This is a genomic window from Bradyrhizobium sp. HKCCYLS20291 (assembly GCF_051167715.1).
In the GTDB taxonomy this organism is placed as follows: domain Bacteria; phylum Pseudomonadota; class Alphaproteobacteria; order Rhizobiales; family Xanthobacteraceae; genus Bradyrhizobium.
Genome location: NZ_JBNPTO010000006.1, coordinates 313,391 through 327,509 on the forward strand (window position 1 = coordinate 313,391; position 14,119 = coordinate 327,509).

13 protein-coding genes are annotated in these 14,119 nt (G+C 65.8%); 4 read left to right on the plus strand and 9 right to left on the minus strand.

Annotated features, from left to right (window positions below):
- Window positions 1-145 precede the first annotated feature (145 nt).
- From ACQR07_RS16490 to ACQR07_RS16500, 3 genes are all read left to right on the plus strand, one after another.
- Entirely contained in the window at window positions 146-640 is a 495-nt protein-coding gene (locus ACQR07_RS16490) for a ferritin-like domain-containing protein (RefSeq protein WP_434903279.1), read from the plus strand.
- Window positions 641-1,069: 429 nt separating this feature from the next.
- A complete protein-coding gene (locus tag ACQR07_RS16495; protein WP_434903280.1) occupies window positions 1,070-1,720 on the plus strand; it encodes a TetR/AcrR family transcriptional regulator in 651 nt (216 codons plus the stop codon).
- Window positions 1,717-2,250: a DUF1772 domain-containing protein gene (locus ACQR07_RS16500; RefSeq protein WP_434903281.1), complete on the plus strand. Its 534-nt coding sequence runs from the start codon at window positions 1,717-1,719 to the stop codon at window positions 2,248-2,250. Before ACQR07_RS16495 ends, ACQR07_RS16500 begins: the two co-directional genes overlap by 4 nt.
- A 133-nt stretch (window positions 2,251-2,383) precedes the next feature.
- On the opposite strand, the gene ACQR07_RS16505 is transcribed toward ACQR07_RS16500, so the two are convergent.
- The 9 genes from ACQR07_RS16505 to ACQR07_RS16545 form a co-directional block, all read right to left on the minus strand.
- Window positions 2,384-3,640, minus strand: a complete 1,257-nt coding sequence (locus tag ACQR07_RS16505) for an arsenic transporter (RefSeq protein ID WP_434903282.1) — start codon at window positions 3,638-3,640, stop codon at window positions 2,384-2,386.
- 22 nt (window positions 3,641-3,662) lie between these two features.
- Window positions 3,663-4,937 (minus strand): MFS transporter, encoded by a 1,275-nt coding sequence (locus ACQR07_RS16510; RefSeq protein WP_434903283.1) that lies wholly within the window; start codon window positions 4,935-4,937, stop codon window positions 3,663-3,665.
- Between the two features lie 42 nt (window positions 4,938-4,979).
- On the minus strand, window positions 4,980-5,630 hold the full coding sequence (locus ACQR07_RS16515) for a hypothetical protein (protein ID WP_434903284.1): 651 nt from the start codon (window positions 5,628-5,630) through the stop codon (window positions 4,980-4,982).
- Window positions 5,631-5,669: 39 nt separating this feature from the next.
- Window positions 5,670-6,371: an OB-fold nucleic acid binding domain-containing protein gene (locus ACQR07_RS16520; RefSeq protein ID WP_434903392.1), complete on the minus strand. Its 702-nt coding sequence runs from the start codon at window positions 6,369-6,371 to the stop codon at window positions 5,670-5,672.
- A 114-nt stretch (window positions 6,372-6,485) separates the two neighbouring features.
- Window positions 6,486-7,847, minus strand: a complete 1,362-nt coding sequence (locus ACQR07_RS16525) for a sigma-54-dependent transcriptional regulator (protein WP_434903285.1) — start codon at window positions 7,845-7,847, stop codon at window positions 6,486-6,488.
- A complete protein-coding gene (locus ACQR07_RS16530; RefSeq protein WP_434903393.1) occupies window positions 7,832-9,280 on the minus strand; it encodes a sensor histidine kinase in 1,449 nt (482 codons plus the stop codon). The genes ACQR07_RS16525 and ACQR07_RS16530 overlap by 16 nt, the downstream gene beginning before the upstream one ends.
- Window positions 9,281-9,486: 206 nt before the next feature.
- Window positions 9,487-9,900, minus strand: a complete 414-nt coding sequence (locus tag ACQR07_RS16535; RefSeq protein ID WP_434903286.1) for a helix-turn-helix domain-containing protein — start codon at window positions 9,898-9,900, stop codon at window positions 9,487-9,489.
- 1 nt (window position 9,901) lies between these two features.
- A complete protein-coding gene (locus tag ACQR07_RS16540; protein ID WP_434903287.1) occupies window positions 9,902-10,153 on the minus strand; it encodes a type II toxin-antitoxin system RelE family toxin in 252 nt (83 codons plus the stop codon).
- A 77-nt stretch (window positions 10,154-10,230) separates the two neighbouring features.
- Window positions 10,231-12,699 (minus strand): PAS domain-containing protein, encoded by a 2,469-nt coding sequence (locus ACQR07_RS16545; RefSeq protein WP_434903288.1) that lies wholly within the window; start codon window positions 12,697-12,699, stop codon window positions 10,231-10,233.
- A 227-nt stretch (window positions 12,700-12,926) separates the two neighbouring features.
- On the opposite strand from ACQR07_RS16545, the gene ACQR07_RS16550 reads away from it, so the two are divergent.
- Window positions 12,927-14,063: a zinc-binding metallopeptidase family protein gene (locus ACQR07_RS16550; RefSeq protein ID WP_434903289.1), complete on the plus strand. Its 1,137-nt coding sequence runs from the start codon at window positions 12,927-12,929 to the stop codon at window positions 14,061-14,063.
- Window positions 14,064-14,119 lie beyond the last annotated feature (56 nt).

Sequence of the window (14,119 nt, forward strand, 5' to 3'; positions counted from 1 at the left end):
TTAGTTTTGCCGGGTGACGGTTTTGTTACAAGGGGGCACGGAGGCAGGCGGACACCGCCCCTGGATTTTATCTGGACGGCCGCCAGTGGCAGGAACCAGGGTGTGGCTTTTTGGTTGTCGGCTCACAACACTCAGGGAGCACACCATGCCTGCAGACAAAGACCTCAACGAACTCTTCCTCGATACACTCAAGGACATCTACTACGCCGAAAAGCAGATCCTGAAAAACTTGCCGAAAATGGCCAAGGCGGCGCAGTCGGAGAAGCTGTCCGCGGCGTTCGAGAAGCACCAGGAGGAGACCGAAGGCCAGATCGAGCGCCTCGAGCAGATCTTCGAGCTGCTCGGCAAGCCCGCTCGAGGCAAGCGCTGCGATGCCATCGAGGGCATTCTCGACGAGGGCAAGGAGATCATGACCGAGTACAAGGGCACGTCGGCGCTCGATGCCGGCCTGCTTGCTGCAGCGCAGGCGGTCGAGCACTACGAGATCTCGCGCTATGGCACCTTGAAGTCGTGGGCCAACAAGCTCGAGCTGAAGCAGGCAGTCAAGCTGCTCGACCAGACGCTGAGCGAGGAGAAGAAGACCGACGAGCTTCTGACCAAGGTCGCCGAGAGCGAGGTCAATTACGAGGCCGCGGCGTGATCGCGGCGCCAGACTGGTACCTCGGCAGAGAGGTTTTCCCGCTTAGTCGGTAGCCAGTTTGACAGCTCTTGTTGGGATAGGCGCGGCCCAATTTGGCACGCGCCTTTTCCGTCTGTTGGCACGCGGTCGATCCCGGAGCGCTGGAGGTTACCGCGCTTCTCCCATGCGGTGGTCTCTGCGAGCATCTGTCCATGCGCGTGGCCATACTCCGCGTCGACCTTTCGCGCACCACATTCTGCGCATGGTTTGAGATCGTTCCCGGCCCGGCGAGTTTTGCAACACGAATTCCTCTGGGAGAGCAGCGCCGGCTATCGCGGCGCGCGAAACTCGAGACTTGAGCCAGGCGCCGCTCTGCAGCTCCTTCCATCGATCCTACCGTGTTGACAAAATCGAATACTTCTGTACGATTTTTCAAAGAGGTTAGGGACAGTGGCTACACCCAAGCAGATCGCTCGACGCGAACGCATCGAAGAAGCCGCATATGCGATGCTCAAGGAATCCGGCTACAAGGCCGCGTCCCTGCTCGCCATCGCCCAGCGCGCATCGGTATCCAATGAAACGCTCTACAACTGGTACGGCAACAAGCAGGCCCTGTTCCGGTCGTTGATCGAATCCAACGCCAAAGCGGCGAAAGAGCTGCTGGAGAGTGCGCTTCGAACGGGGAGCGACCCGCTCGATACGCTGGCAGCGCTCGGACCAATCCTCCTGTCTCTGGTGACGGGCGACAAGGCGATCGTTCTCAACCGCGCGGCGGCTGGTGACATCAGCGATACGAAGACGCTCGGCCCGGCAATTGCGCAATTCGGGCGCGATACTATTGCGCCTCTCGTCCGTGACCTGTTGCAAGCCGCGAGCCGGTCCGGACTTATCGTATGCGACGACCCGGCCGCTGCCACCGACATCTATTTTCGCCTGCTGATCGGCGATCTTCAGGTTCGCCGGATCATCGGCGCCATGGACGAACCGCCGCCTTCGGAAATCGAGCGACGGGCGAGCGAGGCCATGGCCCTGTTCCTGCAACTCCACGCGCCCGCCGCCTGCGGGCGTTCATTGCCATCCGCCCACAGGAGATCTTCGTGAGCACGCCCGTCCTTTACATGTTTTCAATCCTGTCGCTGCTGTCGAGCGGTGCAATCTTCGGCTTCTTCTATGCGTGGGTCTGTTCGACGATGTGGGGACTGGACGCGGTCGATCCAGCGCTTGCGATCGGCGCAATGCAAGCCATGAACGCATCAGTACGAAACGCAGTATTCGCGCCCGCGTTCTTCGGGACGCCATTCATCCTCATAGCGACCGCAATGCTCGCCTGGTTCTGCCAGCGGAGGGCCGCAAGCCTGATCTTCGCGATCGCTGGCCTGCTTTACCTATCAGGCGGCATGATACTCACAATGACCGTGAACGTCCCGATGAACGAAGCGCTCGCCGCCGTCGCCATTCCGCAGGATGCGACCGAGGCGAGACGAATCTGGGAAAACTATTCGGGGCCATGGCAGTTTTGGAACACCGTCCGCACGATCATCAGCGGCGTCACGCTGGCGCTGACCGGCATCGCCATCTTCATATCAAACCCAAGGGGGCATGAGCGTCTGTCGCAGAAATTCCCGATCTGAACGAGAATTCTGCATCTGATTTCTGCGACAATTGGCAATCCGTGCAACAGTCTTCACTCAGAGATCGTCGCGGTGGTCTTCGAATGGCTTGCCAAGACCAAGATCGAACGCTCGAAATCTGTGTGGCGAGGCCCTAGGAAAGGATGGCCGCCGCCAGCGCTGCAAACAGCGCTGGCGGCGTTGCCACGAGTCCGATCTTGAGGAACTGCCACGCCGAGACCTGGATCTTCTCGCGCCGCAGCGCCGTCAGCCACAGGATGGTGGCGAGCGAGCCGGTCACGGAGATATTGGGCCCGAGATCGACGGCGATCAGGATCGCCCGGATGACCTCCTGCGGCAGATGATCGCTCGCCGCCACCGAGCCTGCGACGAGGCCGACCGGCAGGTTGTTGGCGACGTTGTCGGCCACGGCGGTGGCGAGGCCGGCCGCCCAGGCGGTGCCGGCCGGTGAGCTGACGACGCCCTGATGCAGCCAGGCGCCGAGCTGGCCGATCGCACCGGCGCGGGCGAGACCCTCCACCATGACGAACAGCCCGCCGACCAGCGGCAGCACCCCCCAGGACACGCCCTTGAGGACAGGCCATGGCGATTGCCGGCTGACCAGCAGGATCGCGGCTGCCGTGACCACGCCGCAGACGAAGGTTGGCAGGCCGAGCTGGATGTCGAGCGCCGAGGCGGTCAGCAGCACGGCTGCGATCGCCAGAATGCCGAACGCGGCGAGCCGGCCTTCGCGGCTGAGATGCGGCTTCTCGACATCGGTGCGCAGCCGCTCGTCACGCAAGGCGCGACGTTGGGTCAGCCACAGCGCCACATAGGTGAGGGCGATCGCGGCGATCGAGGGCACCGTGAATTGGCGCAGCCACTCGGTCAGGTGCGGCATGCGCTCGCCGAACACGACGAGGTTGGCGGGGTTGGAGATCGGCAGCACGAAACTCGCGGCATTGGCGATGAAGGCACAGACGTACAGATAGGGCAGCGGCGAGGCGCCGGCCGCGCGGGTCGCGGCATAGACCGCCGGCGTCAGCACGATCGCTGTGGCGTCATTGGACAGCAGCACGGTGACCAGCGTGCCGACGGCATAGACCAGCAGGAACAGCAGTTGCGGCGAGCCGCGGGCATGCTCGACGGCGTACGCCGCGAGATAGTCGAACAGCCCTTCGCGGCGAGCGAGCTCTGCGATCAGCATCATGCCGATCAGGAACAGGTAGACGTCGACGCCCTTGCGGATGCCGGCGAGCGCATCGGCGGGCGGGAGCAGGCCGAAGGCGACCAGCAGGATGGCGCCGGCCACCGCCCAGATGGCCTCGGGCAGCCGGAACGGGCGGATGATGACGCCGGCGATGGCGGTGATGATGATGGCCAGGGCAAGCCAGTTATCGTGCAGGGACATGGTCAGGGATCGATAGAGGAAATCATTCGGCGGGGATAGCGGGCGAGGGGACGGCGTCGGAGTGCGATGCTTCGGCGCCGCCGGTCTCGGGCAGCAGCAGCCAGCACACGATCACGGCGACGGCGGCCGTCGCCCCCAGCGTGAGGAACGCCGCGCTGTAGCCGCCATGGACGACGACGAGGCCGGCCATCGCGGTGGAGAGCGCAGCCCCGATGCTCTGCGCGGTGATGACGGCGCCCTGGGCAACATTGAAGCGGCCGGTGCCGCGCATCAGGTCGGCGACGATGACCGGCATGATCGCGCCGAAGAGGCCGGCGCCGACGCCGTCGAGCAGCTGTACGCCGACCAGCCACGCCTTGTCGTCCGACAGCGTGTAGAGCACCGCGCGCAGCGGCAGAATCAGCAAGGCGGCCAGGAAGAAGCGCTTGTGGCCCCAGCGGTCGGCACGAGCGCCGACCAGCAGCGCCATCGGCACCATCACCAGCTGCGCCGCGGCGATGCAGGCGGACATCAGGCTGGTGCCGAGATTCTTGTCCTGCAGCGCCAGCTTCTGGCCGACCAGCGGCAGCATCGCCGCATTGGCCAGATGGAACAGCGCGACGCAGATGGCAAAGATCAGCAGCGGGCGGCAGGTGAGGAGAATGCCGAGACCGGAGGGCTGTTCGCCTTGCTCGGTCGCAGCGTGATTCTTCTGATGCGACAGGCCGCGGGCGACATCGTGATCGATGGCGCGCTCGGGAATCGCGAGCACGCTGATCAGGCTGCCGGCCGACGTCACCGCCATCAGATAGAACACCGCCGATGGTCCGAGCGCGTACGCTGCTGCGCCGGCGATGACGGCGCCGACGGCGTTGCCGGCGTGGTTGAAAGTCTCGTTGCGGCCGACCCGCGCGGTGAACGCCTTGGCGCCGACGATGCCGAGCGAGACCGCGGCGATCGCCGGCGCGAAGATCACGCCGGCGGCATTGGCGATGCTCTGCGAGATCGCGACCGGCCAGAAGCTCGACATCAGCGGCAGCGCCAGCGACGCTGCCGTGACGATGATCGCAGCCGCGATCATGATCAGTCGTTTCGCCCTGGTCGCATCGACCAGCGCGCCGGCCGGGGTCTGGGCGACGATGCCTGCGATCGTCGCCAGGGACATCACGACGCCGATCGAGGCCTCGTCCCATTTCTGCTCGGTGAGCAGATAGATCGCGAGATAGGGGCCGAGGCCGTCGCGCACGTCGGCCAGGAAGAAATTGGCGGAGTCGAGCGCATGGCCCGCCCGGCGCCTGGTGGTCTCGTCCTGTGACATGCTGATGGCCTCGGCTGCGCTTTTCGTGTTCAGTGCAGGCGATCACGCGTGCGCGTGATCGTGCTTGGGCCCATGCTTGTGCTTCGGCCCATGCTTGGGACCATGCTTGGGACCATCCTTGGGCCCCGGCTTGCCATGCTTGAGCGGCGCGAGCGCCTTCAGGCTCGGGCCGGCCTCGCGGGCATGGATGACGCAGCCGAAGCCCGTCTCGATGCCGTCACCGCGGACCGCCAGCGTCGCGCCGGGCGTCAGCAGCTCCGCGATCTCGGTCGCCTCCTTCGGCCCGATCCGCACGACCGTGCCGTTGGTCAGCAGGGCCCCGCGCAGCTCGCCCTTGGGTCCGAACAGCGACAGCCGCACCGTGCCTTCCGCGTCCATCTTGTGATGGTCGTGCTCGGGGTGCTCGCGCGAATCGTCCGGTCCGTGATCGACGATCTGCCGGCCGTTCGCTGCGGTCACGGCGACCGCCGCGAGCAGCGCGGCGCCGCGCGGCCGGACCGCGTGCACGCCGATCTTGTCGCCGGCCTTGATGTTCCGCGTCAGCTCCGTCTCCATGTGCGGAGGCGTGTGAACGAGAACATCCTCGTCGCCTTGGCGCATGACGAAGCCGTCGACCTCGCCGTGGGGATTGAGCACGAAGCGTTCGAAAACGCCGGTCACGGCGGGCAGGCTGTCTGGGTCGATCCAATGCATGATTGTCTCCTTGAAGTTTGTTCGTCTGGTCGAGGGGGCTCAGCCGCGCGGCGGAGGCGGCGGCGGGGCGAGCCGATCGGGACCCCCCTTCGGACCCCGCGGCGGACGCGGGCCCTCGATCTCGGTCATCTTGTCAGGCGAGGTGCCGATCGCCCGGACGTCGACCAGCTTGCCGAGCGCGGTGTCGATCAGGTCGCCGCGCACCGAAATCGTCTGTCCCGGGCGTAGCGTGTCGGCGAGACGCTCGGCTTCGGGCGGCGGCAGGCGCAGCGATGTGCCATCGTCGAGCACCGCGCCATTGACCTCGCCGCGCTTGCCGTGCAGCAGCGTCGTGATGCGTCCACTCACAGTCTGATCGGCGCCACGGCGGCCGGGACCATCGGGCGGACCATTGTCGACCACGCTCTTGCCGGTCGCGATGTTCGTGACCGAGGTCGCGTCGACCAGCGGCAGCGCGCGGGCGCGCAGGCCGCGGACCGAGACGCCATCACCCGGCTTGATCGCAAACACGATTTGCGCGGTCAGATGCGGCGGCAGCTTCACCTCGGTGCCGTCATTGAGGATCAGTCCGTCGACGTCGCCGCGCGGCGTCAGCGTGTACTGCTCGACGATGCCGCGGGTCTCTGGAAGCTGCGACGCATCCCACGTCGCGTCCGGCGGCGATTGCGGGGCCTGCGCGGTCGCGGCCGTTGCGCCAAGGCACGCCACGGCGAGCACGAGCGCGGTCGTGATCGGCTTGATCTTTCGCGTCATCCTGGAACTCCTTTTCGAGGTTGGTGACGCGATCTCATTCGCAACGGCCGTGCCAATCGACCGATGACGCGAAATCAAAGAGTTGCATGAGGCGGCGAGGGGCTAGGCGTCGTCTTTCCCGACGGCCCGCGTCAGATTTCCTGACAGCGCGTCCTCGGCGAGCCCGTAGCGTTGCATCTTGGTGTAGAGCAGCTGCCGATTGATGTTCAGCTGTCGCGCGGCTTCGGTGCGGTTGCCGCCGCAGGCTGCGAGCGCGCGGCGGATCAGGCGCTCTTCGAGTCGCGCCACGGCTGCGGGCAAATCGGTCGACGGTTCGGTCTCCTGATCCAACGGTGAAGCTGAAATGTCGATGTTGTCGGCATCGATCAGCGCGACTCGCGTCAGCACGCAGGCGCGCTCGATCACGTTGCGTAGCTCGCGCACGTTGCCGGGCCAGGGCGCGCTAAGGAGCTTGTCCTGGGCCGCTGCGCTGAGGTGCGGCCGCGCTCGCCCTGCCGCGGCGAGCGCCAGAAAATGATCGGCGAGCGGCAGGATGTCTTCGGCGCGCTCGCGCAGCGGCGGCAGCTCGACGGGGATCACGTTCAAGCGATAATAGAGATCCTCGCGAAAGGCGCCGCTGGCGACGAGCCTGGCGAGATCGCGATGGGTCGCGGCGACGACGCGGGCCGCCACCTTCACCGGCTTGCCGCCGACCGGCGTGATGATGCGCTCCTGCAGCGCGCGAAGAATCTTGGCCTGCATCGCGAGCGGCATGTCGCCGATCTCGTCGAGGAACAGCGTGCCGGAGCCGGCATCGCGGAATGCGCCGGATCGGTCTGATGTAGCGCCGGTGAACGAGCCTTTGACGTGGCCGAACAGCTCGCTCTCGAGCAGGTCGTGCGGAATCGCCGCGCAGTTCACCGCAATGAAGGGGCTCGCGCTGCGCCGGCTGTGGACATGCAGCGCATGCGCCACCAGCTCCTTGCCGGTGCCGGTCTCGCCGCGGATCAGCACGGTCGCGTCGGCATCGGCGGCGAGCCCGATCGTCTTCTGCACGCGGCGCATCGCCTCGCTGGTGCCGATCAGTCCGCTCGCTGCGGCGCCGCCACCGCCATCGTGCTGCCGAGGGCGGCGCGGCGGCAGCCGTTCGATCAACTCGCGTAGCGAGTCGCGGCCGATCGGCTTGACCAGATGATCGAAGGCGCCGAGCCGCATCGCCTCGATCGTATTCTCCGGGCTCGCATAGGCCGTCAGCACGATGACGGCAGGCGCATCGTCGTCGGCGCGGATGCGGCGCAGCGTTTCGATGCCGTCGATCCCGGGCATCCGCAGGTCGAGCAGCACGGCGTCAATGGCGGCCGACACCATGCCGACGGCTTCGCGGCCGGACGTGGCCGTCAGCGCGTGGTGGCCGAGATCGGTCAGCGTCTCCGCCAAACCGTCGCGGAGCGCCGCGTCATCGTCGACGATCAGGATGGTTGCCATGGCAGGGAGATCTCGAAGCTGGTGCCGTTGCCGATGGTTGCGAGTTTCGCCTCGCCGTGATGGGCGCGCGCGATCTCGCGCACGATGGCAAGGCCCAGGCCTGTGCCTTCGGCGCGCGTGCTGACGAACGGCTCGAACAGCCGGTCCCGGATGCTGGCGTCGATGCCCGGTCCGTCGTCGGTGACGCGCAGCAGCAGGCGGCCGTCGACGATCTCGCTCGACACGATGATCTCGCCGCCAGCCGGCGTGTTCTGGATCGCATTCAGGATCAGGTTGTCGAGCGCGCGCTGCAGCTGCGACGGATCAAAACAGGCAGCGTTCGCCGAGGCGGGGACGATGCTGCGCAGTGTCAGGCCGTGGCGCCCGGCGAGCTCGCGATGCGCATCGATGGTGGATCGCAGGAAGATGTCGAGATCGACGGCGCGCGCCTTCGGCTGGCTGGCCTGGGTCATGGCGAGGAGGTCACGCAGCAGCGCATCGAGCCGCGCGACCTGCTGCAGGATCGCTTCGAGCGCGCCGGCCTTGCGGGCCGGGTCAGGGGAGGCGAGTGCGTTCTCCGCCTTCAGCCGCATCGCGGCGATCGGGTTGCGGATTTCATGCGCGAGATTGGCGGACAGCCGGCCGACCGCAGCGAGCCGCTCGGCGGCCGTGGCCCGGTCTCGCTCGGCCGAGAGCCTGCGGCCGGCGTCGTTGACCGCATCGACCAGGCGATCGAGCTCCCGCGCGCCGGTGCGCGGAAGACGCGGCAGGTCGGCATTGTCAGTCGGCTTGCCCAATGCGGTTTCGATTAAGGCGATGCGGCGCGACCAGGACAGCAGGATCCAGGCGAGCCACAGCGCAGAGCCGAGCAGCGTCACCGCCAGCACGATCAGCCCGGCGAGCAGATGTGTGTAGGCGGGACCTTCCGCCGTTGCCGCGCGCGTCATCGTCCATGCGGTGACGTCCTGCAGCGGCCCGCGCAGTGGACATGCATGGACGATCAGCGTTTGCGAACGCCCGGCATTGCGCGCCGTGGCCGGGCGGCCGCTCTGCTGCGCGTCGGCGTTGACCTGCTGGATCACGCTCAGCTCTGCCGCAGGGAGGTCGGTCTTCGGTCCCGTGCCCTCATAAGTCGGATAGGCATAGGCCAGGGATCCGCTACCGGCCTGCCAGATGCCGCCCTCGACGCCGGGCTCAGCCGCCAGTGCGGACTGCACCAGCGGCACCAGATCCTGCTTGAGGCCGTCATCGACCGGCCCGCCGCGCCAGCCGGAGACGAAGAACTGATAGCGGTCGGCGATGTCGCGGCAGCCGCGGACGACGAGATCCTGCGCGCGCGCCGTACGGGCCTCGGCCGATTGCTGAAACGAGACGATGAGCAGATACGCCGTCGCCGCGCCCGAGACTGCCAGCATGAGCCAGAGCGCCGACAGCCGCGAACGAAGGGAGCGCATCGCAGGGTCCACAATGACGAGGGATGAACAAGACTGCCGCGCGATGCGCACGACGCGGATCACGGCAGCTCATTCGTGGAACAGAACGCGCAATCAGCGATGTTGGTTCCCGGCGGAGCTGCAAGGGCCGAAGGCTGACCTCTTACACCTCAGCGTACGCGATGCTTGTCGGAGCTCATAGGTACGGTTCGGATAAAGTCCGACTGTTACGTTTCGCGATGATCGTCACCGCCGAGCCAGGAGGTCTCGACATCGAGCGCGGCCGCAATCGCCTTCAGTGTCTCGTGAGTCCCGATCTTGCGGCGCGTTTCGAGATCGCTGATGTAGCCCTGAGCAAGATTGGTCCGTTCGGCCAGCTCAGCCTGCGTGAGACCTTTCCAGCGACGCAGTGCACGGAGCAGACTGTCGCCCGACAGCATGGCGGCTGTGACTTCAGCCGGAAGCCTCGCATCTCTACCGTCCCGAAGTGCTGTCATGCGTCCATCAAAGATTGCGACGTCCTCGGCGTCCTCGAGTTGATCGGCCGCAGCTGCGATCAGAGCGTCGAACTCGGCGCGGGTCAGGACGATCAGCTCTTCGCCAGAAGGTGAGCGGATGGTTTGGGGGCGGATGGGAATCATCTCAGTTTCTCCCATAGGTCGTCGTCGAGCGACGGCCGACGTAGATCGCAAGAATGGTAGTTTCATCCTCACCGAAGATGACACGGTAGGCGCCGATCCGGAGGCGATAGCCATCGCGACCTGACAGCTTCTTGACGTCGCCCTGACCCGTCATGGCGTAGGTGTTAAGGCTCTCGGTGACCTGCTCGCGCGCATCCTGCGGAAGGGCGTCGAGGTCCTTGGCTGCGGCATGGGTCAGGACGAGCGTTTTCACACACCCAGTAATAGCGATATATCGCCAAGGAATCGAGGTAAATATCTCTATCCCAGTGATAATCCGATTGGCGCATGCTAGCGCGTCAGCGGCGTCTTCTCGGCCATGGCCTTGCGCAGGATGCGCGACAGCGACTCCACCGAATAGGGCTTCTTGATCAGCTCGAAGCCGTGATGGGCGTTCTCTGCGAGCACGTGGCTGTAGCCGGAAGTCAGAACCACCGGCAGGCCGGGATAGCGCTCGCGGACGATGCCGGCGAGCTCGAGGCCGTTGATGCCGGGCATGATGACGTCGGAGAACACCAGGTCGACCGCGAACTCGTTGTCCGCGAGGATGGCCAGCGCATCCTGACCATTTGACACGCGGCGGGTGACATAGCCGAGGTCTTCGAGCAGTTCGGTCGAGAACTGACCGACCTCGTCATTGTCTTCGACCACCAGCACGCGATAGCCGCGGCCGATGGTGGCCGGCTCGACGCGTGCTGTGCCGACGTCCAGGCCTGACTGCGGCGCCGCCGCCTGCGGCAGGTAGATGGTGAAGGTCGCGCCGTGGCCGAGCCGGCTGTCGACCGCGATGTCGCCTTCGGATTGTTTGGCGAAGCCGAAGGCCTGGCTGAGGCCAAGACCCGTGCCCTTGCCGACTTCCTTCGTCGTGAAGAACGGCTCGAAGATCGCGTTGATGTTCTGCGGCGCGATGCCCGCGCCGGTGTCCGTGACCGAGATCGCGATGAAGGCGCCGGGACGGCCGTTCTGGCCGCGCAGCGGCGGGATCGCATCGGTGCTGCGCACGCCGATCATCAGCCGCCCCTCGCCATTCATGGCATCACGCGCGTTGACGGCGAGGTTGATCAGCGCGGTCTGGAATTGCGCGATGTCGGCCAGCGTGAACAGCCGGGCTTCGTCGACAGCCGGCTCGATCTGGATGCGGCTGCCGACCAGCGGACGGATCAGTTGCACCACGCTCTCGACTTGCTCGCCGACATTGAACACCTGCGGCGTCAATGGCTGCCGCCGCGCGAAGGCCAGCAGCTGCGCCGTCAGCTTCGAGGCGCGCTCGACGGTCTCGGAGATCGCATCGACATAGCGTCGCCGCCGGTCCTCGGCGAGATCGCGCCGGCGCAGGAAATCGGTGGCCGAGCGGATGATCGTCAGGAGATTGTTGAAGTCGTGCGCGACGCCGCCGGTGAGCTGGCCGACCGCCTCCATCTTCTGCGACTGGCGCAACAGCTCCTCACTCTGGATGCGCTCGGTGACGTCGATCGCCTCGGCGACGGCGCCCGTGATTGTCTCGTGCTGATCGAACAGCGGTCGCATTGACACCTCGATGTGACGCTCGCCATTGGCGAAGTCCAGCCGCAGCTCGGTGCGAAAGCTGGAGCCCGCGAGCACGCGCGCAAACGCCTTGCGGAGCGTCTCGGCGGCGCCAGGGGTATGCGCGAACCATGCCGCATCCCACACCTGTTGCCCGATCACGTCGATACCGAACGCGCGCATGCCGGCGAGTGTGATACGGTTGGCGTGGGTCACACGCCCCTCGACATCGAGAATGCCTTGATACTGGTTGCTGGTGTCGAAGATGGCGCGCATCCGCGCCTCGTTGGCTGCGAGCTGCGCGGTCCGCTCGCGGATCCGCTCCTCCAGCGTCTCATTGATGCGGCGGAGCTCGATCTCGCCCTGCTTGGCGGCGGTGACGTCGTGGGCGACGCCGATGAAGCCGACATGCCTGCCGTTGGCGTCCCAGCGCGGCTGGGATTCCGAACGCAGCCAGCGCCATTCGCCATCGGCACGGCGATAGCGTGCCTCGAGAAAGAACGGCTTCAGCGAGCACTCTCCCGCCTGCTGTTCGCCGAGGATGCGCGGCAGGTCGTCGGGATGCAGCGCCTTGCGCCAGTCATAGGCGAGGGCCTCGTCGTGGGACACGCCGAGAAAGTCGACATAGGCGCGGTTGACGAAGGAGCGGGTGCGATCGAGCTTGGTGACCCAGATCGGCACCGGCGCGCTGTCGGCGATCAGCCGGAAGCGCTCCTCGCTTTCGCGCAGCTTGGATTGCGCCAGCATCTGGTCGGTCACATCGATATGGGCGCCGACCAGCCGGATGGCGCGGCCGTTCCAGTCGCGCTCGATGCGCGCGATCACCCGGATCCAGCGGATCTCGCCGTCGTTGGGACGGATGATGCGGTACTCGGTGGTATAGTCTTCCTGCTTGCTCTTGACCGCCGCGATGAAGGCCTGCTCGGCCCTGGCGCGGTCGTCCGGATGCAGGCGCTGCACCCAGTCTTCATGGGTCTCGTTGGCCGCCTCCGGTGGAAGTCCGTGAATGATCAGATATTCGGGCGAGCGGCGATTGCGAAAGCCCTCGCGCAGGTCTACCTCGACGCCGCCGACCCTGCCGATCCGCTGGATGCGCGCAAGCTCGGCTTCGCGCTCCTGCAGCGCCCGATAGGCCTGGTCGCGATCGCGCTCAATCTCTTCGATATGCTGGCGCAGCTCGGCCGCACCGGCAGCCTCGGGGAGGACGTCGTCTCTGGGCGCATCTGCGCTGTTCATGCGGACCTGCACTGATCGAGCGAGCGGTCGCCGGAGAATTTCACCGCGGGTGTTCGGAAGCGTGGCGACATTGGGTCCAATGAAAGCAAATTGGCCAGCGATTGCGGCAGGCAAACGCCTGCACGACGGGAACGCCGGGGCAGATAAAAAGTTCCGCTCCCCGGGAACGTACGGTTACTGTCGTGCGTCGTCAGGCCCTGAACATCCGCAAAGCGTAGGTCACCACCGTGAAGCTGTTTGTCTGTCAGGCCTGCAAGAACATCCTGTATTTCGAGAACCGCAGCTGCGGCCGCTGCGGCCATCAGCTTGCCTTCATGCCGGAGCGCCAGATCCTGTCGGCGATCGAACCAGCGGAGCAGGGCGTTCGGACCTTGGCCGACGACGAGACCGGGCGGTTCTTCTGTGCCAATGCCGAGCACGACGCCTGCAACTGGCTGCTCAAGGCCGGCGAGACTGCGGGATTTTGCCGAGCGTGCCGGCACAATGGCACGATCCCCAACCTCTCCGATCCCGCGCAGCTCGCCGGCTGGCGCGAGTTGGAGGTGGCCAAGCACCGGCTGTTCTACTCGCTGATCCGCTGGAAGCTTCCCTTGAAGACCCGGATCGAGGATCCCGAGCACGGCCTGATCTTCAATTTCCTGGCCGATGATCCAAGCGGTCAGCAGAAGGTCATGACCGGTCATGACAACGGCCTGATCACGATCGCGCTTGCGGAGGCCGACGAGATCGAGCGGGAGCGGCGCCGGCTCGAGATGGGCGAGCCGTACCGGACGCTGCTCGGCCATTTCCGCCACGAGGTCGGCCACTATTTCTGGGACGTGCTGGTCCGCGACGCGGGCAAGCTCGAGCAATGCCGCGCGGTGTTCGGCGACGACACCCAGGATTACGGCGAGGCGTTGAAGCGCCATTACGACGCGGGGGCACCGGCCGACTGGCAGGACAATTTCGTCTCAGCCTATGCGACCACCCATCCGTGGGAGGACTTCGCCGAGACATGGGCGCATTATCTGCACATCGTCGACACGCTCGAGATGGCCTCCGAGTTCGGCATCGAGATCGACCCACCGGCCGACCAGATCGGCGGGCTCTCGGCGCGTGTCACCTTCGACCCCTATGAAGTCAGTGATTTCGACGCCATCGTGAATGCGTGGCTGCCGTTCACCTTCGCCATGAACAGCGTCGCCCGGGCGATGGGCGCACGTGACCTCTATCCCTTCATCCTGACGCCGCCGGTCATCGCCAAGCTCGGCTTTATCCACGAGCTGGTGCGACGCAGCGCGCACGCCAAGTCTGCGACCGCCGACAAGTCTGCGACCGCCGAGAAGACCGCGCCTGTCCAGCAAGAGACTGCAGGAGCCGCGTGAAGCGGCTTGACTCCTTAGAACATAAAGTGAACAAGATGGCGTGACCGGAGCGAGGA